Origin of the sequence: Pedobacter zeae (assembly GCF_014196715.1) — a bacterium.
GTDB lineage: Bacteria > Bacteroidota > Bacteroidia > Sphingobacteriales > Sphingobacteriaceae > Pedobacter > Pedobacter zeae.
Genome location: NZ_JACIEF010000001.1, coordinates 1,344,414 through 1,369,193, shown reverse-complemented (window position 1 = coordinate 1,369,193; position 24,780 = coordinate 1,344,414). Strand labels below are relative to the sequence as shown.

Sequence of the window (24,780 nt, the reverse complement as noted above, 5' to 3'; positions counted from 1 at the left end):
CCCCTGTTACAGTTTTGACCATTAAGAAGTTAAGGAATTAAAATTAAACAATCACTATCAATCATTGAACGAATGACCAATCAACATTAAACTAATAATCAACTAACCATAAACCTTTAAACCACTAACAATGAAAAACAAAAAACAACTTTGTTTTGCCTTGCTCTTAACGATTTCGAGCGGCATTCTAATGAGTAGCTGTAAAAAAGCTCCGGTTTCAGAAGCTGAAACCGATCAGGCAAAATTACCTAAATCAGCACTTCGTTCAACCACCACTCCAAGCTTTGTAACCAATACCAAAAACTTAAACATCGTCATGTTTGTGCCTACCGATAACCCGGCACTTCCTGATTACAAAACCAGATTAACAACCTTATTTACACATTTTCAAAACTGGTTCCATACCGAAATGTTAAGGTACGGGTACGACAAGTATTTAGGCTTAGCAAGGGTCGATTCTACCAACCTCATTAAATTTATAGAGATTCCTGCTGCAGGACCACAGGCAGATTATCCCTATGATTCGAGTATATCCGCAAGTAAGATCCTAAATGAGATAAATACTTACAAAGCAACACACGCATCAGAATTTTCGAATTCATCCCACATGCTCATTTTATTGCCGCAAAGGACCGATGGCGGCGGTCAGCCATTTTATGGCTGGGGTAAAAATTGCTTTGCATTGGATAACGCAAACATGGCAGTTGATAAAATTCCTAATCCAAACTCTAATTATCTGGGTGGAATGCTGCACGAACTGGGGCACGGTTTAAATCTTCCACACGATCATGCAAAATATGCTTCTGAAGAACCTACCTTAGGCACATCTTTAATGGGATCAGGAAACGTAAGTTTTAGCAAAGGTCAGCCTACCTTTTTAACCGAGGTTGATGCGGCCATTTTAAACCGTAATGAGGTTTTTCAAAACCCTTTACCAATAGAAATTCCTTACGAAAGTGCCACAACTACCATTAATGCCAATGCCACTTTTAATAGCAGCACGCAGGCCTTTAATTTATCGGGTAGTTTTACCAGTAATAAAGATGTGAGCGATATTTTGATTTATATGGATCCCAACGTGAATAACGAAGGTACAGGGGTGAACAAAGATTATAATGCAGTTACCTGGAGGTTTACACCTGGAACAGGGAATACCATAACCGGAAGCATTCCACTAAGCGAGCTTTACTATAAAAATAATGAACCTTATGAGTTAAAAGCCAAACTTTTGCTTAAAAATGGAAACGTAATTACTCAAACCTATACCTTCTCCTTTTTGAACGGTGTACCACAGATCGGCGCAAACGGTTCGGCTAAATTTTGCCAAAATGCAAGTTACGGTGGTTATGGGGTATCCTTACCGGTAGGCCAGTATACAACTGCCGATCTGATCAGCCGTGGCATCAGCAATAACGATGTTTCATCCGTTAATGTAGGTTTGGGAGTGAAAGTAATTCTTTATGATGGAGATAACTTTACCGGAAGCAGCATCGAATTAACTTCTTCGAGTTCATATCTTTCTACCTTTAACGATAAGGCATCCTCTATAAAAGTAATCGCAATAAACTAAATAGTTATGAAAAATCTATATCAAATTGGCTTAGTTAGCGTTGCTTTTTCACTCTCCGTATTATCTTGTAAAAAGGCAAATCAATCAGCTGACAGTGCCGATACTTTAAGTTTAAAAAATAAGCTTACTGCAACAGGTCCAGTATCAGCTTTGGTTGCCCCTGTTACGCAGACCTATACCGAAAACGTAGGAAGCCAGGCTGTAGCCAACAGACTCATTCAGTCCAATCATAACGAAATGTTACCTACTGGATATTATGTGGCTGCAAACGATTCTATTTATGTAACGGTTGCCCAAACAAGCGGAACCCGCTTGCCTCAGCTGGTATTAGGTACACCTTTTAGAGATAATATTAGGCCAGTGCGTACCTATTATACTTTACAGGTAGGTTTAAATAAGATTAAAGCCGATCAATATGGCGGGATGGCCTGGGTAAAATATGTAAGTAGTGCTACCCCGGCAGCTTCTGCAAGCCTTAGCTTCGGTAAAGGTTTTAAACCTGTACCTTATTTTAAGAAAAATGTTACTTCAAATGCCGATTGGATTACCATGCTCGATAGCCTGAGTAATGTGCCTGATGTTATAATCGAAACCAGCCGTGCCATTGTGGTTGCAAGGAAGGATGATGCAATTACCTATAAAAGCGACGATCAGCAGGCTATAAGTAATAAAATTGATCAGATTATTGAGGCAGAAGATGCATTCAGTGGTATTGACGGGACCACATCCCTGCATACCGCCGGACCATACAAATATCTGATTACCGTTAGAGACCCTGCAAATTCAGGCGACTATATGGCTGCAGGGATTGGTATTTTTTATGTCCGTTCCTTAACCTATCGCATACTGCAAAATGCAAATATAAGCGGGGTTTCGGGCTGGGGCTTATGGCATGAGGTTGGGCATATTCATCAACAAGCACCGTGGACCTGGACAGGCTTAACAGAGGTTACTGTAAACCTATATTCGCTGGCTGCAGAACGGTATTTTGGTGTTACACCTTCGCGCATGAACCGCGATGGTAAATGGGCCTCGGTGGATAATTATTTTAGTATTGCTCAAGCTAACCGTAACTTTAATGGTACAGTGGCCAATGCTAACGATACCAGGTTGGGTATGTTTTATCAGTTATGGCTTAAATACGGCGACAGCTTTTATATTACACTTCATAAGCAAACCCGTACCGAAAATCCATCGTTAGCTAACGATGCCGCTAAAATGCGTTATTTTATGTTAAAGGCCTGCACAATTAGTGGAAACGATTTAAGCGATTTTTTTAAAAAATGGGGTTTGCCGGTAACCCAATCAGTTTATGATGAAATTGCAGCGCTGGCTTTACCGGCACCTGCAGTTGATTTGACAACCCTGAGGGATTAAATTAAAAATAATACACTCCGGAAAATTGCTTCCGGAGTGTAAAATATAAGTTAATGAAGAAAAAATACTTGTTTGCATTATTGATGATAGGTCTGGCAGCAAACTTGTTTGCGCAAGCGAATCCGCTGGATCAGTTTAAAGCTGATAAATTCGGCTTGTTTCTACATTGGGGATTGTATGCCCAGACTGCAGGCGACTGGAAAGGTCATAAAGTAAAAGGCGGTGAGCATTTTATGCTTTACGAACGTATTCCAGTGCAGGAATATGGAACCATTGCCAGCCAGTTTAACCCTGTTAATTTTGACGCCGACAGATGGGTAAAGCAAGCCAAAGAAACTGGTATGAAGTACATTGTTTTTACAGCGAAACATCACGATGGATTTGCCATGTACAATTCAGCCAGTAGTGATTATAATATCGTAAAAAGAAGCCTGTTTAAACGCGATCCTATAGCAGAACTTGCTAAAGCCTGTAAAAAATACAAAATTACCCTTTGTCTTTATTACTCCCTGGGCAGGGATTGGCAAGACCCGGATGTACCCACCAATTGGCCCGTAAAAGCGGGCAGAAGCAACACCTGGGATTACCCCAATGAAGATGCAAAGGTTTTTAGCCGCTATTTCGAAAGAAAGGTTAAACCACAGATTACAGAATTATTAACCCATTACGGCCCTATTGGTGTATTGTGGTTCGATACCCCCGAACTCATCAGTAAAAAAGAAAGTGCAGAACTTAAAGCTTTGGTTAATAAATTACAACCCAATTGTTTGGTAAACAACCGGATTGGAAATGGATATGGCGATTTTTCCATTTCAGAACAATCCTTAACGCCCTCATCAAAAAAAGCCTGGGAATCATGCCTGACCATTGGGCAGAACTGGGGCTACAACCGTCACGATAGCCTTTGGAAATCGCCGGAAGTATTAGTGAGGCACCTGGTAGAAGTGGTTGCCAATGGAGGTAACCTTTTATTAAACGTTGGCCCTAAAGGTGATGGAAATTTTCCTGATTGGGCTACCGAACGCCTCAAGGCTGTTGGTAAGTGGATGGATGTTAATCATGAAGCCATTTACGAAAGCCAACCATGGTTGGTGGTTAAAGAAGATATGACTATTGTTAAAGAAAATATACCGATAGAAGAAAGTAAGAATACCATTAAAGATGCTGTTTTTGATGGTACCCCAAAAAACATTACACCCGATGTGTATTATACAGCAAAAGATAAAACCGTATATGTTTTTTTAAGGAGTTGGCAAACAGGAGAAGTAACGCTCAAACAGATCAACAAAAAGAACTTAAGCATTAAAGATATTGAATTATTAGGCAATAAAAACCAGGTTCGTTGGAGAATAACAGATCAGCAACTTGACTTGAATTTACCAGTAGATTTCAAAAAAGGAGAACAAATCCCTATATACGTTTTAAAAATAACAACCAATTAATGAGGTTTTTATATACATTATTTACATTGTTTATTTATATTTCTGCGCAGGCACAACAGCAGGCAGCTATTATTCCTATGCCTGCAGGTTTCGTTGCCGGCAAGGGCCTTTTTACATTGAACAATAAAGTTACCATCGGTTACACTGACGAGCAATTAAAGGCAGTTGCCCATTACTTTCAGTATGAACTGTTGCGCCAGAAGGGCATTACCATCCAGCAAAAAAACGGCTCAGCAAATATTCTGCTCGTATTAAAACCCACAAAGAAAAAAAGCGACCCGAATGCTTACCAGGTTAGCATTAAACCCGATCAGGTGATTATCTCAGGTAATCATCCAAAAGGGATTTTTTATGGGGCAATTTCACTACTTCAACTTGCGCTAACCGGTAAAAGCAATCAGCTTCCGGTTGCCGAAATAAGTGATGCCCCTGCATACGGTTGGCGGGGTTTTATGCTGGACGAATCGCGTCATTTTTTTGGTAAAGAAAAAGTAAAATCCATCTTAAACTGGATGGCTTTCTACAAGCTCAATACTTTTCACTGGCACTTGACCGATGAGCCAGCCTGGCGTTTAGAAATAAAAAAATACCCCAAACTGGCCCTGATTGGAGGAATTGGCGATTACCTGAATCCCGATTTGCCTGCACAGTTTTATACGCAAGCTGATATTAAGGAAATTATTGCTTATGCTGCAGAACGTTACATCGAGGTTATTCCTGAAATTGATATGCCCGGACATGCTACTGCAGCCAACAAAGCCTACCCTGAATATTCAGGCGGCGGGTCGGCAGGTCACCCCGAATTTACTTTTAATCCCGGTTTAGAGAAAACATACACTTACCTAACCAATATTTTAAAAGAAACCAATATCCTTTTTCCTTCCGGAATCATTCATCTTGGGGGAGATGAAGTGAGTTTTGGCAATGAAAAGTGGAATACCAATCCAGATATATTAAAACTCCGTCAACAAGAAAACCTGCAAGACAACGCTGCAGTAGAACATTATTTTATAAAACGCATGGCCGATTCATTGTATCAGCTGCATGCAAAAGCCATTTTCTGGGATGAGATGGCCGATACCGATCTTCCAAAAGATAAAACCATTATGTTCTGGTGGCGACAAGAAAAACCCCAACAACTGCAAACGGCATTACGTAAAGGCTATAATACGGTTTTATGCCCACGTTTGCCCCTGTATTTCGATTTTGTTCAGGATAGCACACACCAGTATGGCCGTAAATGGAATAAATTATACAATCCTATTCAGCAGGTTTACGCTTTCGATGCTTACTCATATGCCAGAAATGACCAAGAGAAGTCACTTATTTTAGGTATTCAGGCCAATCTGTGGACAGAAACAGTAGATCATGACCGCAGACTGGATTTTCTGCTTTTTCCGAGGATTGCGGCCCTTGCCGAAGCGGCCTGGGTACCTCAGGAAAAGAAAGATTTTAAAACGTTCAGTACCAATTTAACCGGGCATTTGGCGCTATACAGCAAAGCGGGATTATATTATTACGACCCTTCAAAAACATTGTTGCATCCTGAAATTCCCGTAAAACAGAAGAAGCCACTGAACTATAAAGACTAACACGCAAAATTTAAATATGAAAAATAAACTAAAATATATATGGCTTGCCATTGCAACCACAGCTGCTGTAAACCAGGCGGATGCACAGTGGACAGGGCCTAAAAAACAACCTGCCAAAGAGGTTGAAGTAAAATACGGGAGCTTAACACCACCTCATCGTACCGATGCAGATATGCAGGCTTTCCGAAGTTATGGTTTAGGTCAGTTTATTCATTGGGGAATATATTCCATCGCTGGTAATGAATGGAATGGAGTAAGTGCAAGGGGAGGTGCCGCGGCTTCTGAGTGGATCCGATCTTGGGGTGGACCAACCGCGCCGAAAGACTGGACCAAAACCTACGATAATCTTTATAAACAGTTTAACCCTAAAAATTTCAATGCGAAACGCTGGGCCAGACAGGCAAAAGAGATGGGAGCCAGGTATGTTATTTTTACCACCAAACACCATGATGGTTTTGCGCTCTGGCCTACAAAATATTCTGAATATAACATTGCGGCATCTCCCTATAAAAAAGATATCGTAAAGCAGATTGTAGATGCTTACACTGCCGAAGGTATTGATGTATACCTGTATTTTTCCATCCTGGAGTGGAATAATCCAAACTACATGAGCAGAGTGCCCAAGACGGACGAAGAAAAAGCGAAATTCGATAAATTTCTTCAATATACCCGTAACCAGCTATTGGAACAGCTGCATAACTACCCTAAAATTAAAGGTTTCTGGTTTGATGGTACCTGGGATGCTTCATGGAAAAGTGCCTATGAATTTACTTATAACCTGGAAAAAGAACTCCGTGAGAAACATCCTGGATTGATCATCGGGTCGCGTTTTCGTAATGATGAGCATGGATCACGTCATTTCGATTCAAATGGGAATATCCTGGGCGATTATGAACAGGGCTGGGAGCGTAAACTGCCCGCTGAGTTCGAATGGCTAAACGGTAATGATTGGGATGCTGTAATGACTATTCCGCCGAATGGATGGGGATATATGAAAGATTGGTCGGCAATTTATACCAAAACCACCGACGATTTATTGGATATGCTGATGCATTCGGTATCAATGAACGGCAATTTCGTAATAAACTTTGGCCCTGATGGCAATGGCAACATGCATCCTGAAGAAGATAAAATCGCAAAGGAAATAGGCGAATGGACAAAACAGAATGCAGAAGCCCTTTATGGAGTACGGCATGCAGTATTACCACCGTCAAAATTGGGGTATTTTACACAAAAAGATGATAATTTATACCTAACTGTATTTAACAGGCCGGTAAATAGCATTATACGCATTGCAGTACCTAAAAATGCCTCACAGGTTCCGGGTACGGCTACACTTTTAATTACAGGTAAAAGTTTGGAAGTAAAACAATCAGACATCGGATTGGATCTGGATAAAAATACTTATTACGATGTAACACTGCCAAAAGACTTCCAACCCGAAAAGGCCTTTGTGATTAAAATGAAATTGGTAGCTCCAAAAGGAAAAGTAGCAAAATTAATGGATGCTAAAATGTAAGCTGAATGAAAAGCTATTTGCTTCTTTTCTGTAGTGATAGAAAAAACTGTTATAAGTGATCAAACCATACTGCCTGCTAAATGGAAAAATTAGCCAGGGAAATATAAAACTGGATTTGATTGAAGATTTAAATGCAAAAACATGATAATTACAGGTCTGGATTAGTCCCTGAATTATCATCTTTACCATGTATCAGTCTGGTTACCTGATGTTTACCCTGGTAAGTGCATTTATTTGGTTAATTAATGATTGCGTAGCGATGGATGTTTCTACGCAATCTTAATTTAACTTTTTTCGATATCATCAACAACGCTTTTAAATTTCGAAGCCACGCTCGTGGTGTGAGATATTGCTATCTGAGATGCTTAGAATTCAACATACTTTGACACCAGATGGCAACATCAAACAGCAATTTAAATTTGAAAATCCAACACTACTTATCTTCCCACCAGGTCAACGGAAATTTAATTTCGTCCACGGAACTTGCAATCATATCGGGCTTAAAGGCATAATGGCCTAAGGTATCCTTGCTTGATATGCCCGAAAGCACTAAAATAGTTTTATATCCCATTTGAACACCTCCCTGAATATCGGTTTCCATGGTATCGCCTATAACGGTCGTTTCGCTGGTTTCCAATCCCAAAAATTTACGGGCCGAACGCATCATCACCGGGCTTGGTTTACCGGTAACAAATGCTTTTCTGCCGGTTGCCTCTTCGATCATGGCTGTGGTGGCCGCAATACCCAGGTTATTCCAGCCCGGTTTTTTAGGGGAAGGATCTCGGTTTGTAGTGATAAATTTTGCTCCCGCAAGAATCATGTCAACTGCTCTTTGAACCATTTCCAATGTGAAATTTCTCCCTTCTCCCAATACCACAAATTCCGGATCTGTATTTACCAGCGTAATACCATAATCATGCAAACTGCTGAGTAAGCCACCTTCTCCTAACACATAAGCAGTACCCTTCGGGCTTTGATCTGAAAGAAATTTAGCCGTAGCCATAGCGCTGGTGTATACGTGGCTCTCTTCAACCTTTATCCCCAGTCCTTTTAATTTTCTGACAACTTCCAATGGGGTTCTTTGGCTGTTATTGGTCATAAATGCAAAAGGAATGGCCTCGTCGATCAGGTTTTTAATAAATTTATCAGCTCCGGTTATCAGCGCCTCTCCACTATAAATCACCCCATCCATATCTATTAATAATCCTTGTTTCATATGTTAACGGTTAATCTGTTTTATGCAAACTTACTGTTTCTTGTTCAATCGATGTTAAAATAACGTATCAGGCACCCGGTTTTAATCTAACTTATCGCTGTGCCTGAAGGTTATTTATTGCAGCCAGCTACGGTTCAGGGAAATAAAGCAATTAATTAACGTGAAGGCTCAGCAGAAAAACAGGTAGACGATGTGCCTGTTGCGGTAGCAACCGAAAAACCTGACTGAGGCGTTTATATAAAAGCTAATCAGATATATAAAGGTGCCATTTTTCGCCAGTAATGGGGGCGGTGCGCATTACTTTTCCAGGTATGGAACTGGTTGGGAATACCTTTCTCCCACAATAAGCTGCTCAGTTGCTGGTTTCCTTTTAAAAATGGATCAGTTTCACCCACGGCAAGGATAATTTCCATATTCCTGACTGCCGATAACAACCGGTCGTCGCTCAGGTTAGCCATATACTGGGCCGGCATATTAAAGTAAACCTCATCGCTATGAAATCCGTTCAGCAGGTCTTTAAAATCTCCTATATTGTCTGTAAGGTCATATCTTCCACTAATACCAACCGCTTTTTTAAACAACCAGGGGTATTTCATGGCCAGGTTTATGGCGTGGTAAGCGCCCATACTGCAGCCAGCGGTTTCTATATAATCGCCGTGATTTTTCTCGTAAATAAGCAATAATACCTCTTCAAGCAGGTATTTTTCATATTGTAAGTGCCGGTCTATCCTTGCTGATGGAAATACGTCCTCGTTATAAAAACTCTCTCCATCTATGCTATCCACACAAAAGACCTGAAGCTCCCCGTTTTCAATCTGTGCACTTAAAGAAGCAATAATTCCCCAGTTTTCGTAATCGTAAAATCTGGCCATTCTGGTAGGAAAAAAGATAACTGCTCTTCCGGCATGACCGAAAACCAGGAGTTCCATTTCCCGTTGAAGATGATGACTGAACCATTTATAATATTCCCTGTTCATCGGTTTCCATTCTTTTTGGGGAAAATTAAGGCATGCATGTTATCGAAATATTAATTAAGCGTAATGATTAACCAAGTTTTTCTTTAACAATTGATGTCCATAAACGGTAACCTTCTTCGCTCAGATGCAGCCCGTCATGGTCGTAAAGTATCGGGTTTGGCTGGCCTTCCTTATCGAGCATTTTTTTAAATATATCTATAAACTTCCAATTGCCGTCGCGTTTAATAATTTCGCTTTCGATCAGGTTATTGGTATACCTGAACTGATCGGCCATTTGCCAACGGGTAATGCTGGGTTTCAGGGAAATAAAATAACAGGGCAGTACGCCAAACTGCTGGTTAACTTTAACCATCAACTGCTGGAAAAAGATAAATATCTCCTCAGGATTTCTTCCATCTCCCAGGTCGTTATCGCCCGCATACACCACCAGCGCCTTCGGCTTGTAGCTGATCATGATCCGCTCAAAAAACCACACACATGCTGCTAATGTAGCGCCGCCAAAACCTAAATTAGTTACTTTCATATAATCAAAATCATCTTCGAGACTGTTCCATAAGCGGATAGATGAGCTGCCATAAAAAATAACTCCCGGATGCTCCCGGTTTAAGCGATGCGCTTTTTCCAATTGTTTAACTTCGTCTTCGTACCAGTACATGCGGTTAAAGATAAAAAGATATACCTCGTGAAGAAATGTATTACAGGTTAAGTTTATGTTATCAGATGCTGGTTTATGGGTTCATTGGTTCATTAGTTCATTGGTTCATCGTTGATAGCCAAATTGTTTAGAGCAATCGTTTAAACTCTATTTTGTTAACTCCCTGATGGTAACAAAAGTTAATGCCCCGATTTTTTTATGGTTATAGAGGAATAGATTGAAGTTGATTACCGTTAGCTGTTGCGCCATTATAAAGGAAATATCAGAGCGGTTCCTTAACTGCAAGCTGCTAATTGAAAACTGCTAACCAGTTAATCGTCGAAATAGTTAATGTAGCTAAATTGAAACTAATAATGGGCTAACCGGTCATAGGCATTTAAACTCGCAAGGTTTCCGTCCTCAACTATTTAAGCTGGGATTTTAAACTTTGAAAGGTTAAAGACTACTCACTGTAATTCCTCTTATCAGCAGCATAAACATGGTACCAAATGTACAGAATCCATATTAACACCACAGTGCTGTAAACCAATTCGGGCTCAAATGAATCCCTGGTCAATAACAACGCAATGGAGGAGATCAGGGCAGTCAGGAAGAAATAAAAAATATTTTTCATAACGTACTGATTTAATGAATGTTGGATTTAGTAAATATAATAAAATATCTCCTTAGAATCAATTTTTTATAGAAATAAATTACCAGAATGTGATAAAATGGCTTAATTATCTCTTTTATATGATGTTTTATGTGCATTTATCTGTTTTTTAATTGGTTGAGAGCTTGATAACTTAAGATTGGAGTGCTGAAATGTTTACATTTCAGTTCTAAGCTGAATTTAAATCGGGCTTTAGTTTGGAAGACGTATGTAAAGCGGTTTTACTTTAAAATTAAGCGAAAATTAATTTGAAATTGAGAATTGTAATGCTATTGACAGATTAAAAACATGTAGTCTGTTTGAATTTGATGAAAATGGGGAGTAATTGGATAATAATTGGGTAGAACATCATAAAATTGTGGCATTGGGAGAGTTATATTTTTTTGTAAGTTTACCGACACAACCAACCAAGAAACAATAACACACAAATGATCAAATTTTCTCTTAGCTTAATTTCTTTCGCTTTGTTCTTTTTTGGAATAAAAAGCTTTTTTCACGAACCAAAGGTACAGCCTGTACCACCATCAGAATTAACCATAACCAACTTTGCAGGTCCCGATGTTACGCCCAGTCCTGCTTGTTTGGCAGTTGCCCCTACAGGTGAGGTGTATGTAGGTGTTGATATGATCGGCTCGCTGGGTAAAGAGCCCGGCAAAGGCCATATTCTTAAACTCATTGATAAAGACAATGATGGTAAAATGGATCAGCATATCGATTTTGCTGAAGTAGATAATCCCCGCGGAATCATTGTACAGGGAAGCCAGGTATTTGTATTACATACCACTTTTTCAAAAGAAACTAAGCAGGCCACAGGCATGAATTTAGTTGTTTTCGAAGATAAAGATGGCGATGGAAAAGCCGATGGTCCTGAAAAACCCCTTATTGAACACATTAGTAATGCAAAATATATCCGCGAGCGCGGTACCGACCATGCCACCAATGGTATCAGGATGGGGATCGACGGGTGGATTTACATTTCTGTCGGAGATTTTGGTTTTCATGATGCAGTAGACCGCTCGGGTAAAAAACTGACCATGTTAGGGGGCGGTATTTTACGTGTACGTCCTGATGGAACGGAGATGGAGGTATTTACACACGGCACGCGTAACGTATATGATGTAGCCATCGATCCATACATGAATGTTTTTACCAGGGAAAATACCAACGATGGCGGGGGATGGAACGTACGCTTTTCGCATCATATCCAATCAGGAGAATATGGCTACCCGGTTCTGTTCCAGAATTTTACCGATGAAATTATTCCGGCACTTGCCGATTTAGGTGGAGGGTCGGGAACAGGTGCCTTATTTATGGATGAACCAAACTGGCCTGAAAAATACAACCATGTACCCATGATGGCCGATTGGGGCAGAAGCATGCTTTATATCCACAGGGTTACAGCCGATGGGCCAACTTTTACGCAAAAAGACGAAGAATTTATCAAACTTGCGCAGATTACCGATCTGGATGTAGATGGATCAGGAAGGCTTTACCTTTCAGCATGGGATGGTGCAGGTTATTCAGGAAGCCCGGATAAAGGTTATATCGTTCGCGCTGTACCAAACAACTGGACTTATAAAGCTTTTCCGGATGTGAAGGAGCTTTCCATTAAAAAACTGGCAGAATTATTAAAATCGAACAGCGCAGTGGCGCGGTTAAATGCCTCGCAGGAACTGGTTTCGCGGAACAATAAACAGGCAATCGAAGCGGCTTTAAAAACTGCTGCCGACCAAAGTTTAGCACTCGACGTACGTATTGCCGGCCTTTATACTTATGCACAGCTGACCAAAGAAAACGGCATTGAAACTTTAATCGGATTTACCAAAGATAGCGCGTTAAAAGAGTTTGCGTTAAAAGCACTTGCCGACCGTAAAACCTACATAGCTAAAGTACCTGTTGAACCTTTTTTAGAAGGACTAAAAGATGCTTCACCGCGTGTTCATGCTGCTGCGATTATTGGTTTAAACCGTTTAGGCAGGCCGGAAGTTGCCAATGCACTTTTACAGACCAAGGTTCCGGCTTCATTTGTAGCCCCTGCAAAAGGTACAGAAGGACCGCATGCCACACCAAACGCAGCCATTATTTTGCCGCACCTGGCAGTACGCGCTTTGGTTGAGCTTAATGCCGTTGATGCACTACTTGCTGCTCTTAAAACTGAGAACGCAACCCTCGCACTTTGGGCATTGCGTTACATGCATGATGAAAAAGTAGTTAATGGTTTAATTGCCAGCTACAAACAATCAACAGATGAGAAATTAAAACAACAGATCCTGGTTACTTTGGGGCGTTTGTATAAAAAAGAAATTGCTTACGATGCCTCGTGGTGGTGGGGCACGCGCCCTGACTCTCATGGCCCTTATTTCAAGGCCGTTTCATGGGAAGGTTCTCCTGCTATTGAGAAATTTTTGAAAGAAGAGGCTGCAAAAGCAGGTGCCCAGGGAAAACAATTTTATGTTGATTTAAATTCCCGTCAAAGGATGGAGATTCCCGAATTTACCGTAGAAGAAAAAGTTGCTGCAGTAGAAGAGCCCAAAATTGATTTGGAGAAAATTAAAAACAAAAAGGGACAGGTTGGTAAATCATCAATCGAAGATGTGCTTTTAGCGATCAATAAATTACAGGGTGATCCTTTAAAAGGCAGAAATATCTTTAATAACCAGGGATGTATTGCCTGCCACAGCTTAAGTAAAACCGAAAAAATGAAGGGTCCGTTTATGGGACAGATCGGTTCGATCATGAACCGCGAACAGATTGCTGAATCGATTTTAAAACCTAGTGCTTCAATCTCTCAGGGTTTTGCTACTGTAATGATCAGTGCAAAAGGCGACCGTACCTATATGGGCTTTATTACTGAAGAAACTGCCGCTAAAGTAGTTCTGCGCAATATTGCCGGCGAAGTTTTTACGATTAAAACAGGCGATATTTTATCGCGCAAAGAAATGGAAAACTCGATGATGCCAGAAGGTTTGGCCAATTCGTTATCATACGAAGAACTGGCGTCGTTGGTTTCTTTCTTATCTGAACAGAAAAAATAGTTTCTAATGAAATGTGGTAAGTATGATACAGTTTCTTAAAAAAAATCAGCTTGTCACCCTCATATGGATCAGTATAACCTTGTTTTGCCCCACGCTTGCAGTAGGGCAAAACAAGGAAATTGATTCGACTTTTAAAATGCCTTCACATCCGAGGTTATTGATAAGTCCTGATCTTGAAAAACAGCTTTTAGAAAATGTAAAGCACGATCTGAAGTTTAAACAAATCCATCAGGCCATATTATCAGGAGCAGATGATGTTTTAAATAAAGCTGTATTGGAACGGGTAATGATCGGTAAACGTTTGCTGGATGTATCGAGAGAAGCACTTAAAAGGATTTATTACCTCTCTTATGCTTTTAGGCTCAACCAAGATAAAAAGTATATTGCCAGGGCAGAAAAAGAACTGATTGCTGTATCTGGCTTTAAAGATTGGAACCCCAGTCATTTTCTTGATGTGGGCGAAATGACAATGGCTTTGTCAATAGGTTACGATTGGTTATATCAGGATTTATCCCAATCAACCCGAAATACAGTTGCCCTTGCCATTCTCGAAAAAGGAATACAGCCTTCAACTGATAATAAATACAATAATTGGTTAAAGGTTACCAATAACTGGAATCAGGTATGCAATGCGGGCATTTCATTTGGGGCAATAGCTACTTTTGAAGAACATCCAAGCTTATCGGCCAAACTTCTTAACCGCGCAATAAAAAGCATAACCCTGCCTATGAAACAGTATGCTCCCGACGGTGCTTACCCGGAGGGTTATGGGTACTGGGAATACGGAACTACATTTAATGTAATGTTTATCAGTGCATTGGAAAATATTTTTCATAAGGATTTTGGCTTAAGTGCTCAGCCCGGTTTTCTTAAAACAGCTAATTATCTGGATAATATGATGGCGCCTACGGGCAAACCCTTTAACTATTCTGACTGCGGGACCAATGCTGAATTTAATCCTGCACTTTTTTGGTTTGCATCAAAATTGAACGATCCTGCTTTACTCTGGATAACCCAAAAACAACTTGATAAGCAAATGCCATTAAAGAATAGGTTATTGCCATCAGCAATGATTTGGGGTGCAAAACTATCGCTTAACAACATTCAACCAGAAAATGCTAAATTTTGGATCGGAAATGGTCCGAACCCGGTTGCGTTGATGCGAAGCTCGTGGACCGATCCGCTGGCTACTTTTGTAGGTTTTAAAGGTGGTTCGCCATCTGTTAGTCATGGTCATATGGATGCAGGGTCTTTCATCATGGAATCGCAAGGTGTGCGCTGGGCAATGGATTTTGGGATGCAGGATTACGAATCGCTCGAATCAAAAGGCATTAACCTTTGGGACAGTAAACAAAATTCGCAACGCTGGAAAATATTCCGTTATAATAATCTTGCACACAATACCCTTTCAATTGACAGCACTCTGCAGAATGTTCAGGGAGATGCTGCTTTTATCAGTCATGCTGATGATCCCCATTTTATGAACGCCGTTGCCGATCTGAGTACCTTATATGCCGGTAAACTAAAAAAATCAATTCGGGGTGTAGCCCTGGTTGATCAGACTATGGTGCTCATCAGGGATGAAATAACGGTAGGAAATGCGGATGTTACACTCCGGTGGTCGATGGTTACACCGGCAACAGTGCAAATTATTAACGGGCATACCCTCGAATTAAGTTATAAAAACAAAAAATGTTACCTCTACGTAGATACCGAAAGCGCAGTTAAACTGAAAACCTGGTCAACAGACCCGGGTACCTCTTATGATGCCAAAAATCCGGGAACCTCTATTGTAGGATTCGAAGTACAACTCAAAGCGGATAGTAAACAGGCCATATCTGTTTTTCTGAATGCTGAAAATCTGCCACAAAAAAACTTATCTGCTAAACCTATAGCCAGCTGGCCTAAAAAATAACTAAGCATAATTGCTGATGTATTTCAGCTCAGCGTGCTAAGGCCTGATTTTACTGATAATTCTTTTTAAAAATTATACTGATCGATATTTATTGTTATCACCGGGCAATTTTTATCATAAAAATGCGCCAGTTGTTTTGGTTTAAAAAAACAAAACTTACATTTAGCGATTAAATCTATATACCTAGTCGATGAGCAGATCGGATAGGTAAGACCACCAGTTATGGAAGACCATTTTTTTGAACAAATTATCAGGAATCCTCTTGAACAACCAAATATTCCATCCAATGAAACGGTATCGCTTTGGGCCGAAAAATTAATCCAGGTACTTTTTCAGGAAAATTCCCCCAGGGTATTTTTAACCATCGCAGAAGTAAAGGAATACATAGCCCTTTTGGAGCTTGAGCTTTACGATATTATATCAGCCAGTTGCAAACTTAAGAACAATGAATGTAAAAATGCTGCTGGTCAGTTTTTTGAAAGGCTGCCTGAACTGTACCGGATCTTAAATACCGATATCGTAGCCATTTACGAAGGCGACCCGGCGGCACAGAGCAGGTATGAAGTAATTAGAACCTACCCGGGTTTTTATGCGATCTGTTTTTACAGGATTGCACATATGCTGTATAATTTCGGCATACCGCTTATCCCGAGAATACTTACCGAGTATGCCCATTCTAAAACCGGCATTGACATCCATCCTGCAGCCAGCATTGGAGAATACTTTCATATAGACCACGGGACCGGGATTGTTATCGGCGAGACCAGCACAATTGGACGTTATGTAAAATTATACCAGGGGGTAACACTGGGCGCATTGAGTGTTAAGAAAACATTAGCCGGGAGCAAACGCCATCCAACAGTAGAAGACCGGGTTGTGATTTACTCCGGTGCGACGATATTGGGTGGCGAAACCATTATCGGCCACGATAGCATTGTTGGGGGTAACGTGTGGCTTACCGAAAGTATACCCGCTTTTTCAACAGCTTATCATTCGCCAATAATTAACATCAGAAACCATAAGGAAACGAATTAAATACAAAAAAATATGGCAGGAATAATAGATCTGATCGGGAATACGCCAATGGCTGAACTTCAAAAGCTGAATGTTAATCCGGCTGTGCGGGTATTTGCCAAATTAGAGGGAAACAACCCGGGTGGCAGTGTTAAAGACAGAGCGTCGCTCAATATGATCAGGAGTGCGATAGAGCGCGGTGAGGTAACTCCGGGAACCAAACTGGTGGAGGCAACAAGTGGTAATACCGGTATTGCACTGGCCATGATTGCGGGTTTATTTAACCTGGAAATCGAACTGGTTATGCCAGCCAATTCAACACGCGAACGTAAAGTAACGATGGAAGCCTTTGGTGCAAAAGTTACCCTGTTGGAAAGTATCGAGGAATGCCGGGATTATGCAGAGGAAAAAGGCAGTTCAAAAGGGTACTTTTTATTAAATCAATTCGCTAATCCGGATAATTATATGGCTCATTATAAGACAACCGGACCAGAAATATGGCGAGATACCAAGGGGCAGATTACACATTTTGTAAGTGCCATGGGAACAACAGGAACCATTATGGGCTGCTCGAGATTTTTCAAGGAGAAAAATAACAATATTCAGATTGTGGGTTGCCAACCTACTGAAGGCTCTTCCATTCCAGGTATCAGGCGCTGGCCTGAAGAATACCTGCCAAAAATATTTGATCCGTTACGGGTAGACCGGATAATCGATATTGCACAGGAAGATTCGACCTTAATGTCGAGAAGAATGGCTAAAGAAGAAGGTTTATTTGCCGGCATGAGCTCCGGTGGTGCCTGCGCAGCTGCGCTGAAACTCGCTGGCGAACTGGATCAGGGAACCATTGTCTTTATCGCCTGCGATCGGGGCGATCGCTACCTAAGCAGCGATCTTTTTGGTTGAGCAAAAATTATTAATCTTAATGGGCCTTTTTTGATAAAAGCATCCGGACCCTTTGGGTAATGGCATCCATTGAAAAGGGTTTTTCTATATAATCATCCCAATGTGTTCTATAGTAAGTGCTATTATTAATGCCATTGCGTGCCGACATAAGTAAAATAGGAATAGAGGCATGAACAGATAATTTTAGCTCTGTACAAATCGCCCTTCCATCAGTCATACCAAGCAAAGTATCGATTAAAATAATGTCGGGCTGAAAGGCAGCAATTTTGGCATGTAAATCTATCGTATCAGAAAGATTCATCGTAAAATAGCCTTCAAATTCGAAGATCATCCTGATGGCATCAAGCGTTGCAAGGTGATCTTCGATAATTAATATTTTTGGTTGGGATAGTGAGAACATTTTTTAGTAGTAATTAAGGATAGCTAAGATTACCTTTGCCCCGTTTTTTTAGCAATAGATCAAATACACTCGCATCTTTTCTGGTAAGGCTATCGAGAGAGTTGCGTAGGCTATGATTGACCAGGCTTAAATTGGTAAACATGGTTCTCAGTGTTTCATTTTCATCTTTGAGCTTTAAAAGTTCATTAGCGATATCGCCAAAATCTCTAATCCAGCCATCAAAGCAATTTTTATCTATTTCTAATGCGGTATAAATTTCCTCGGGTTCTCTACCGTTATAAAATTCTTGTATGCTACCAATAATTATAGCAGGGGTGTTATTCGTTTTCATGCTTGGTTTTACAAATGCTGTTGTGCAGAAGGGTTATACAGACCCATATCCAGGCCTCCTGCAGCACAATATTTTATTTTAAATGTTTTCTTTTTAATGATGGGGGACAAAAAGATAGCGCACTATGGCCTACGAAAGTTTTTGTCCACGCATTACGCCTAAGCTTTAAATGTTTGGATTTAAGGCAGGAAATAAATTGTGATTGTTGTTCGTTTCATTATATATGTGTTTTGATCAATTAGCATTTTAAATAAGCCATGCCGCCAGGCGTGTAACAAATCATCCCGGAAAAGACCGTTTCTGTCGACATGGCTAAAATGTAAGTACAAATCAGACAAAAGCATTAAGCTTGTTTGTTTAAATAACGGCATCGCACCGCCTGCACTCTAATGCTTATATGCAAAGAGGGTGCGGCAGGTTGTTTTTGATTATACGCATTTCTACGCAAGAGTTCACAAGTATTTGTTTTAAAGCATGTTGCATAAGTTATGCGATTTATTGGTTAACTTATCGTTAAAAAAAACCAGCCATTTTTTTTGTATATTATTTAGGACGTTTTGGCGATCGCCGACATCCAGCTGTGCACATTTGTTTCGCTGTCTATTCCCAGCTTCTTACGGATTCTGTATTTTCTGCTTTCTACCGCACGTACACTGAGCTTACAGGATCTGGCAATTTCTTTAGTATCGAAATTTAGCCTGATATAAGCACAAAGCACTAATTCTGCCGGTAGCAGTTGAGGAGCGATCTGAAGGAGTTTTTCGATAAAGACCGGTTCGGTTTCGTTAAACCGCTTCATAAATGATGGGTCTCCGGAATGGGCGAGTTCGATCAGCGCTTTTAAAGAGAGCGGTTCATGGACTTTTTCTTTTGTTGCATCGAGTTGTTTACGATAGCCTTCTACCTGTTCCTGGAGCAGGATGCGTTGTTTCCGAAAATGGGCGTTATGCCTCGTTAACAACCTCAGCCGCTGTCCATAAAGACCAAGGCTGATGAGTATACCTTCAATTATTCCGGCTAAAGAGAGTAAATTATAACTGTATGATTGAAAGGGAATAAATCTCGATAAACAAAAAACAAGGTAAATGGAAGCAACGGCTACCGGAATCCACCCCAGTACGTAACACCAGATGAGTGGATTGTTTTTGGCATAGCCGCGAACAATAATCACTTTAACACTGCTAAACAGAAAAAGCAATGAGGTGAATAAAAATAAAACGTGAGTGAGTATATTCGTGAGGATTCTGGCGTCCCATAAAGAGCAGATCAGGATTAAACCCCATCCAAACATTAAAGCCTTAAAGAATTTATCGAGTTGAGGAAGTTGACGCTTAAGCTTTAAGAAATAACTGTTAAACAAAATCGTTACAAGGTAACCCACTGCAATAAAAAAATGGGCATGCACCAGAATAAACCTGGCTATTGGTACACCGAGCAATAAACCATAGCCCTGAAGGTAACACACCATTACGATGAAATAAAGCAAAATGATCCGTGCTATATAAAGCGCAAAGAGCTTACTCCGGGTAACAGCAAACATAAAAACATGGAAAATAACAATCATCAGTGCAATTCCTATATAAATAGGCTGTACGCTATGTGCTTTAAATAAACCGTGGTTTAATACCGATTCGGTAACCAGCTTAACGGGTACAAGTAAAGTGTTCATTGCCCGCATCCTTACATACACTTCGCCAACGGGTGTTTTCACTTGTTTTAAAGGAAATACAAAACCGGTACCCAGAATGTTATCATTTTCCTTTAGGTTAAACATACCTGCGTTAATCTGGTTTACTCTTCCGCTTTCATCACGGTAAAATACGTTGATGGTATCAATATTAGCGTAATCGATAAAAAGATAGGGAGTGGTTGGGCTGTTCTCTGTAAAACGGAGTTTCATCCACCATACTTTTCCACTGGATCCGCCATTAAAAATTGCTGACCTGCCTTTCGAAAAATCTTCTGCCTTTAATTGCGCTACTTTTTCAAAGGATGTTGTTTTGAGCGTATCCTGCCAAAAATATCCTGCTTTACCAACGTTAACAAAACTTTGTTTTTCTACCTGAATTAAGGGTTGAGCTACGCAAAAGCCACCTTCTAATACGAAGGCAATGAGAATAAAAATGGTCTTCATTAATTAACCAATGTAAAAAAGCTGGGATGACTTATTACAAAGGAGAAATTATAGTTTTATAATAGAAAATCCAAATTTTATCTCAAAAACAATATAACGCTAAAGCCTGCCATAGGCTGGTATTCCAATCGAAATTACAAACAACGAGAACTATTACAATTGGTAAAAGTGTTTTGAGGCAAAAAAAATTGCCTGTTATTTGGTTTAATTTAATAATTTGTTGCCAGCAAAATAGTTTTAAGCGGTCTAACATCAAAATCTTTGCGAGTTTGATAATATATAACCATTTTTATAGCGGCAGTTTAGTTGTCGAGCCAGTTTTTATGAAGATTATTAATTGTTAAATCTTACTGTTGTTGTATGAATGAGCGGGTAGGGCCTTTTGGAACAAACATTCCCATAAAAATTTACGGATTGAGTGAAAAATCGGTTACAATAATATTCGGAACCACAATTGAAAACGATTTGCTGGACCTGATTACCGATTTTAACCGTGTGCTGTTGCGAAATCCTTTTTCCGGTTTAATAACCACCGTTCCGGCATATACAACGTTAACTGTTTTTTTTGATCCATTAACCGTCATGCTATCCGATCTTCCGGGCGTAAGTGGTTTCGAAAAGGTATCGGCACATTTAAACCGAATTGCACAGACTGAAAGGGAAAAATCTAAAACAACAGCCAATGAAGTGCTTATTCCGGTATATTATGGGGGCGATTTTGGCCGGGATCTTTTAACTGTGGCCCGCACCAATAACCTTTCCGAAGCCGAGGTAATTGATATACATACAGCAGGGCAATATACCGTTTTTATGATCGGATTTGTACCAGGTTTTGCCTATATGGGTGGCATGGATACCAGGTTATCGACGCCCAGAAAAGCGGTTCCGAATGCTAAGATCCCTGCAGGGTCGGTTGGTATTGCCGGCAACCAAACCGGTATTTATCCTATGGAAACACCTGGCGGATGGCAGATTATCGGAAAAACCCCCTTAAAGATGTTTGATGTAAACCGTTCGCAGCCATCGCTTTTACAGGGAGGCGACAAGGTTACTTTTAAAGCCATTGATCTAAACGAGTTTAATGCTTATGTTGAAATATGAGTATGAAGATCAGCATCATTAAACCAGGCCTATTAAGTACCATTCAGGACAGGGGACGGTACCGGTATCTCGCGCAAGCGGTACCGGTTTCAGGGGCGATGGATGAGCTGGCTCACCGGTTAGCCAACAAAGCCGTTGGCAACGATGATCATTATGCTACTATCGAATTTACCTATGCCGATGCCTCATTTAAAGCAGAAACAACAATTTTGATTTCTTATTCTGGCGATGGTGCTTTCTTGCTTTACAATAGTGAAGTAATGCCCGCTGAAAAGCCCTTGTTATTTTTGGCAGGCTCTGTTATAACATTGATTAATAACCCCTTGGGGATGCGTACCTATCTGGCTATTGCCGGTGGATGGGATGTACCTGATGTAATGGAAAGTAAAAGCACTTATCTTACCGCTGCTTTTGGAGGTTTTAAGGGAAGGGCATTGCAAAAAGGGGATGTGTTACATAGCAGTACCTTACTTAGCGAGATATCAAGCGAAATATTGAATCGGTTGACCGAACGGTCGTTGACTTATCCAAACTGGCGTATTTCGCGCGAAAGTTTATTACCGGTGAAAAGGGAAGAGCTTAGGGTTGTTCTGGCCAATGAAATCAGTTGGTTCGACGCGCCATCCATCATTTCATTTTTAACCAATACCTATACCATTGATTTAAAGAGTAACCGTATGGGCTATCATTTATCCGGAAAGCCATTGGTAAGGAAGGTTAAAAAAGAATTGCTCAGTACAGCAGTAACACCAGGGGTTATCCAGGTAACCGGGAGTGGCGATTTGGTTATACTCTTGGCCGACTGTCAGACAACAGGTGGTTACCCGCGTATTGCCCACGTTGCGGCAGTCGACCTGCCCTTATGCGCACAGCTTAAACCGGGCGATGAAGTTCGATTTTCAGAAATTTCGAGAGATGAGGCAGAAGAACTTTACCTTGAACGCGAACACGATTTATCGTTGATTACCACGGCAATAAGCCTTAAATATAATAAAACATGAAGATGATTGATCTTAATTGTGATATGGGAGAAGCATTTGGGAATTATACCATGCCCAATGATGAAAAGCTGATGGATTATATTTCATCGGCAAATATTGCCTGTGGTTTTCATGCAGGGGATCCTGCTGTTATACAGCAAACTGTGGCTTTAGCTTTAAAAAAAGGAGTAGCCATTGGTGCGCATCCGGGTTTGCCGGATTTACAAGGTTTTGGGCGGAGAGAAATGAAAATTAGCCCAAACGAAGCTTACCAGTTTACTTTATATCAGATCGGCGCCCTTAGTGGTTTTGTAAAAGCTGCCGGCGGAAAGTTGCATCATGTTAAAGCACATGGTGCGCTGTATAATATGGCTGCAAAGGATACCGCTTTAGCAAAAGCAATTGTGCAGGCCGTTTCAGATTTCGATCCGGGATTAATCCTGTATGCCTTAGCAGGAAGCAAGATGATCGATGAGGCCGCAAAACATGGGCTGGTAACCGCATCAGAAGTTTTTGCCGACCGTAGCTACCAGGATGATGGTTTACTCACCCCGCGATCTGCAGACAACGCCTTGATTGCCAGAGAGGAAGAGGCTATTGACCAGGTGCTGGGATTTGCCTTAAAGCAGGAAGTAAGAACCGTAAATGGAAATCACATCCGGGTTAAGGCCGAAACGGTTTGTTTGCATGGCGACGGCGAACACGCTGTTGCTTTTGCTAAATTAATAACCGAAAGGCTGCAAAAAGAAGGTATTGTAATTAAAGCCGCGGCAATATGAAAGCAAAATATAACTGGAGTGTACTTTTAGGAGCTGCATTTTTAATGGCTTCATCGGCCATTGGTCCTGGTTTTTTAACGCAAACAGCAGTTTTTACCCAACAGTTGGGGGCAAGCTTTGCGTTTGTAATATTGTTGTCCATCATATTAGATGCCATTGCACAGCTAAATATCTGGCGGATTATTGCAGTTGCAGATCAACCTGCACAAGATATTGCCAACAAGGTATTTCCGGGCCTGGGTTACTTTATTTCTTTTCTGGTTTTTTTGGGAGGCCTGGCCTTTAACATTGGGAATATTGCCGGCGCAGGCCTGGGCTTAAATGTACTATTTGGCATCACTGTAGGGCAGGGCGCAGTAATAAGTGCCATTATGGCCATCGGGATCTTTATTTACAAAGAGGCTGGCAAAGCGATGGACGTTTTTGCCAAAACTATGGGGCTCATTAAAATTATTCTTGCCTTGGTTATCGCCTACACCAGCTCGCCACCATTGGCAGAAGCAGCATTAAGGGCTGTAAATCCTACACAGTTTAGTTTTACGGCTGTATTAACCATTGTTGGGGGAACGGTTGGTGGTTATATTACCTTTTCAGGAGCCCATCGCTTATTGGATGCCAGACAAACCGGAATACAGAATTTGGGTGCAGTAAACAAAGGCGCATTAAGTGCCATCGGACTCGCATCCATTATGCGTTTACTGTTATTTATTGCTGCTTTAGGAGTGGTAAGCAAAGGTTTTACATTAGATCCCGCTAATCCGGCAGCATCAGTATTTAAACTGGCCAGCGGCGAAATAGGCTATAAGATTTTTGGTGTAGTGATATGGGCTGCCGGTATTTCTTCGGTTGTAGGCTCTGCATATACCTCCATCTCTTTTGTTAAGAGTTTTCATCCACTGATACTAAAGTTTAACAGAACGATTATCATTGCCTTCATATCTATCTCCTGCATTATTTTTATCCTTATCGGTAAACCTGTTAAAACACTACTTACGGTAGGAGCCATAAATGGTTTTATTTTACCAATTGCACTGGGTATTATGCTTATTGCAGCTTATAAAACCAAAATTATTGCAAATTACAAACAACCGTTCTGGTTAACTTTAACTGGCCTGGCTGTGGTATTAACCATGGTTTGGATGAGTTACGGTACAATTATCCAAATGATAAACGGCGAATAAATAG

General features: G+C 40.7%; 20 protein-coding genes. 13 read left to right on the top strand and 7 right to left on the bottom strand.

What is annotated here, in order from left to right; all coding sequences use genetic code 11:
- The first annotated feature begins 130 nt into the window (after positions 1-130).
- Genes GGQ60_RS05775 through GGQ60_RS05755 form a run of 5 tightly spaced genes read left to right on the top strand, consistent with a single transcriptional unit; the run spans position 131 to position 7,500 of the window.
- Positions 131-1,570 (top strand): zinc metalloprotease, encoded by a 1,440-nt coding sequence (locus GGQ60_RS05775; RefSeq protein ID WP_183760752.1) that lies wholly within the window; start codon positions 131-133, stop codon positions 1,568-1,570.
- Positions 1,571-1,576: 6 nt separating this feature from the next.
- Positions 1,577-2,947, top strand: a complete 1,371-nt coding sequence (locus GGQ60_RS05770; RefSeq protein ID WP_183760750.1) for a M60 family metallopeptidase — start codon at positions 1,577-1,579, stop codon at positions 2,945-2,947.
- A 53-nt stretch (positions 2,948-3,000) separates the two neighbouring features.
- The gene (locus tag GGQ60_RS05765) at positions 3,001-4,389 is read left to right on the top strand and encodes an alpha-L-fucosidase (RefSeq protein WP_183760748.1); all 1,389 of its coding nucleotides are present in this window, start codon (positions 3,001-3,003) and stop codon (positions 4,387-4,389) included.
- The gene (locus GGQ60_RS05760) at positions 4,389-5,981 is read left to right on the top strand and encodes a beta-N-acetylhexosaminidase (RefSeq protein ID WP_183760746.1); all 1,593 of its coding nucleotides are present in this window, start codon (positions 4,389-4,391) and stop codon (positions 5,979-5,981) included. Before GGQ60_RS05765 ends, GGQ60_RS05760 begins: the two co-directional genes overlap by 1 nt.
- A 16-nt stretch (positions 5,982-5,997) precedes the next feature.
- On the top strand, positions 5,998-7,500 hold the full coding sequence (locus tag GGQ60_RS05755) for an alpha-L-fucosidase (protein WP_183760744.1): 1,503 nt from the start codon (positions 5,998-6,000) through the stop codon (positions 7,498-7,500).
- A gap of 433 nt (positions 7,501-7,933) precedes the next feature.
- Here GGQ60_RS05755 and GGQ60_RS05750 read toward each other — a convergent pair whose 3' ends face one another.
- The 4 genes from GGQ60_RS05750 to GGQ60_RS05735 form a co-directional block, all read right to left on the bottom strand.
- Positions 7,934-8,716: an HAD-IIA family hydrolase gene (locus tag GGQ60_RS05750; RefSeq protein WP_183760742.1), complete on the bottom strand. Its 783-nt coding sequence runs from the start codon at positions 8,714-8,716 to the stop codon at positions 7,934-7,936.
- Positions 8,717-8,964: 248 nt separating this feature from the next.
- On the bottom strand, positions 8,965-9,693 hold the full coding sequence (locus GGQ60_RS05745; protein WP_183760740.1) for an esterase family protein: 729 nt from the start codon (positions 9,691-9,693) through the stop codon (positions 8,965-8,967).
- A 67-nt stretch (positions 9,694-9,760) separates the two neighbouring features.
- The gene (locus tag GGQ60_RS05740; RefSeq protein WP_183760738.1) at positions 9,761-10,348 is read right to left on the bottom strand and encodes a GDSL-type esterase/lipase family protein; all 588 of its coding nucleotides are present in this window, start codon (positions 10,346-10,348) and stop codon (positions 9,761-9,763) included.
- Between the two features lie 442 nt (positions 10,349-10,790).
- The gene (locus GGQ60_RS05735) at positions 10,791-10,961 is read right to left on the bottom strand and encodes a hypothetical protein (RefSeq protein WP_183760736.1); all 171 of its coding nucleotides are present in this window, start codon (positions 10,959-10,961) and stop codon (positions 10,791-10,793) included.
- 467 nt (positions 10,962-11,428) lie between these two features.
- On the opposite strand from GGQ60_RS05735, the gene GGQ60_RS05730 reads away from it, so the two are divergent.
- The 4 genes from GGQ60_RS05730 to cysM all read left to right on the top strand — a co-directional run bounded on the left by GGQ60_RS05730 (position 11,429) and on the right by cysM (position 17,870).
- A complete protein-coding gene (locus GGQ60_RS05730; protein ID WP_183760735.1) occupies positions 11,429-14,035 on the top strand; it encodes a DUF7133 domain-containing protein in 2,607 nt (868 codons plus the stop codon).
- A 136-nt stretch (positions 14,036-14,171) separates the two neighbouring features.
- Positions 14,172-15,950 carry a heparinase II/III domain-containing protein gene (locus tag GGQ60_RS05725; RefSeq protein ID WP_183760733.1) on the top strand — a complete coding sequence of 593 codons (1,779 nt, stop codon included), beginning with the start codon at positions 14,172-14,174 and terminating at the stop codon, positions 15,948-15,950.
- Positions 15,951-16,172: 222 nt separating this feature from the next.
- Positions 16,173-16,985, top strand: coding sequence for a serine O-acetyltransferase (locus tag GGQ60_RS05720; protein ID WP_183760731.1), 813 nt, complete (start codon positions 16,173-16,175; stop codon positions 16,983-16,985).
- Between the two features lie 12 nt (positions 16,986-16,997).
- Positions 16,998-17,870 carry a cysteine synthase CysM gene (cysM, locus tag GGQ60_RS05715; RefSeq protein ID WP_183760729.1) on the top strand — a complete coding sequence of 291 codons (873 nt, stop codon included), beginning with the start codon at positions 16,998-17,000 and terminating at the stop codon, positions 17,868-17,870.
- Positions 17,871-17,886: 16 nt separating this feature from the next.
- Here the strand turns inward: cysM and GGQ60_RS05710 are convergent, their stop codons facing one another.
- The 3 genes from GGQ60_RS05710 to GGQ60_RS05700 form a co-directional block, all read right to left on the bottom strand.
- Positions 17,887-18,270 carry a response regulator transcription factor gene (locus GGQ60_RS05710; RefSeq protein ID WP_183760727.1) on the bottom strand — a complete coding sequence of 128 codons (384 nt, stop codon included), beginning with the start codon at positions 18,268-18,270 and terminating at the stop codon, positions 17,887-17,889.
- 13 nt (positions 18,271-18,283) lie between these two features.
- Positions 18,284-18,601: a hypothetical protein gene (locus GGQ60_RS05705; RefSeq protein ID WP_183760725.1), complete on the bottom strand. Its 318-nt coding sequence runs from the start codon at positions 18,599-18,601 to the stop codon at positions 18,284-18,286.
- Positions 18,602-19,148: 547 nt separating this feature from the next.
- A complete protein-coding gene (locus GGQ60_RS05700) occupies positions 19,149-20,735 on the bottom strand; it encodes a 7TM-DISM domain-containing protein (RefSeq protein WP_183760723.1) in 1,587 nt (528 codons plus the stop codon).
- Between the two features lie 360 nt (positions 20,736-21,095).
- Here GGQ60_RS05700 and pxpB point away from each other — a divergent pair, with 360 nt between their 5' ends.
- Genes pxpB through GGQ60_RS05680 form a run of 4 tightly spaced genes read left to right on the top strand, consistent with a single transcriptional unit; the run spans position 21,096 to position 24,776 of the window.
- Positions 21,096-21,836: a 5-oxoprolinase subunit PxpB gene (gene pxpB, locus GGQ60_RS05695; protein WP_183760721.1), complete on the top strand. Its 741-nt coding sequence runs from the start codon at positions 21,096-21,098 to the stop codon at positions 21,834-21,836.
- 2 nt (positions 21,837-21,838) lie between these two features.
- On the top strand, positions 21,839-22,837 hold the full coding sequence (locus GGQ60_RS05690; RefSeq protein ID WP_183761306.1) for a 5-oxoprolinase subunit C family protein: 999 nt from the start codon (positions 21,839-21,841) through the stop codon (positions 22,835-22,837).
- Positions 22,834-23,595, top strand: a complete 762-nt coding sequence (locus tag GGQ60_RS05685; RefSeq protein WP_183760719.1) for a 5-oxoprolinase subunit PxpA — start codon at positions 22,834-22,836, stop codon at positions 23,593-23,595. The genes GGQ60_RS05690 and GGQ60_RS05685 overlap by 4 nt, the downstream gene beginning before the upstream one ends.
- On the top strand, positions 23,592-24,776 hold the full coding sequence (locus GGQ60_RS05680) for an NRAMP family divalent metal transporter (RefSeq protein WP_183760717.1): 1,185 nt from the start codon (positions 23,592-23,594) through the stop codon (positions 24,774-24,776). Before GGQ60_RS05685 ends, GGQ60_RS05680 begins: the two co-directional genes overlap by 4 nt.
- The last annotated feature ends 4 nt before the right edge of the window (positions 24,777-24,780 follow it).

Bases quoted from the DNA above. Each gene is read 5' to 3' on its own strand.
- GGQ60_RS05735 (WP_183760736.1), bottom strand. From the start codon at position 10,961: ATGAAAAATATTTTTTATTTCTTCCTGACTGCCCTGATCTCCTCCATT.
- GGQ60_RS05760 (WP_183760746.1), top strand. From the start codon at position 4,389: ATGAGGTTTTTATATACATTATTTACATTGTTTATTTATATTTCTGCG.
- cysM (WP_183760729.1), top strand. From the start codon at position 16,998: ATGGCAGGAATAATAGATCTGATCGGGAATACGCCAATGGCTGAACTT.
- GGQ60_RS05765 (WP_183760748.1), top strand. From the start codon at position 3,001: ATGAAGAAAAAATACTTGTTTGCATTATTGATGATAGGTCTGGCAGCA.
- GGQ60_RS05705 (WP_183760725.1), bottom strand. From the start codon at position 18,601: ATGAAAACGAATAACACCCCTGCTATAATTATTGGTAGCATACAAGAA.
- GGQ60_RS05770 (WP_183760750.1), top strand. From the start codon at position 1,577: ATGAAAAATCTATATCAAATTGGCTTAGTTAGCGTTGCTTTTTCACTC.
- GGQ60_RS05745 (WP_183760740.1), bottom strand. From the start codon at position 9,693: ATGAACAGGGAATATTATAAATGGTTCAGTCATCATCTTCAACGGGAA.
- GGQ60_RS05690 (WP_183761306.1), top strand. From the start codon at position 21,839: ATGAAGATCAGCATCATTAAACCAGGCCTATTAAGTACCATTCAGGAC.
- GGQ60_RS05725 (WP_183760733.1), top strand. From the start codon at position 14,172: ATGCCTTCACATCCGAGGTTATTGATAAGTCCTGATCTTGAAAAACAG.
- GGQ60_RS05710 (WP_183760727.1), bottom strand. From the start codon at position 18,270: ATGTTCTCACTATCCCAACCAAAAATATTAATTATCGAAGATCACCTT.
- pxpB (WP_183760721.1), top strand. From the start codon at position 21,096: ATGAATGAGCGGGTAGGGCCTTTTGGAACAAACATTCCCATAAAAATT.
- GGQ60_RS05720 (WP_183760731.1), top strand. From the start codon at position 16,173: ATGGAAGACCATTTTTTTGAACAAATTATCAGGAATCCTCTTGAACAA.
- GGQ60_RS05685 (WP_183760719.1), top strand. From the start codon at position 22,834: ATGAAGATGATTGATCTTAATTGTGATATGGGAGAAGCATTTGGGAAT.
- GGQ60_RS05750 (WP_183760742.1), bottom strand. From the start codon at position 8,716: ATGAAACAAGGATTATTAATAGATATGGATGGGGTGATTTATAGTGGA.
- GGQ60_RS05730 (WP_183760735.1), top strand. From the start codon at position 11,429: ATGATCAAATTTTCTCTTAGCTTAATTTCTTTCGCTTTGTTCTTTTTT.
- GGQ60_RS05775 (WP_183760752.1), top strand. From the start codon at position 131: ATGAAAAACAAAAAACAACTTTGTTTTGCCTTGCTCTTAACGATTTCG.
- GGQ60_RS05700 (WP_183760723.1), bottom strand. From the start codon at position 20,735: ATGAAGACCATTTTTATTCTCATTGCCTTCGTATTAGAAGGTGGCTTT.
- GGQ60_RS05680 (WP_183760717.1), top strand. From the start codon at position 23,592: ATGAAAGCAAAATATAACTGGAGTGTACTTTTAGGAGCTGCATTTTTA.
- GGQ60_RS05755 (WP_183760744.1), top strand. From the start codon at position 5,998: ATGAAAAATAAACTAAAATATATATGGCTTGCCATTGCAACCACAGCT.
- GGQ60_RS05740 (WP_183760738.1), bottom strand. From the start codon at position 10,348: ATGTACTGGTACGAAGACGAAGTTAAACAATTGGAAAAAGCGCATCGC.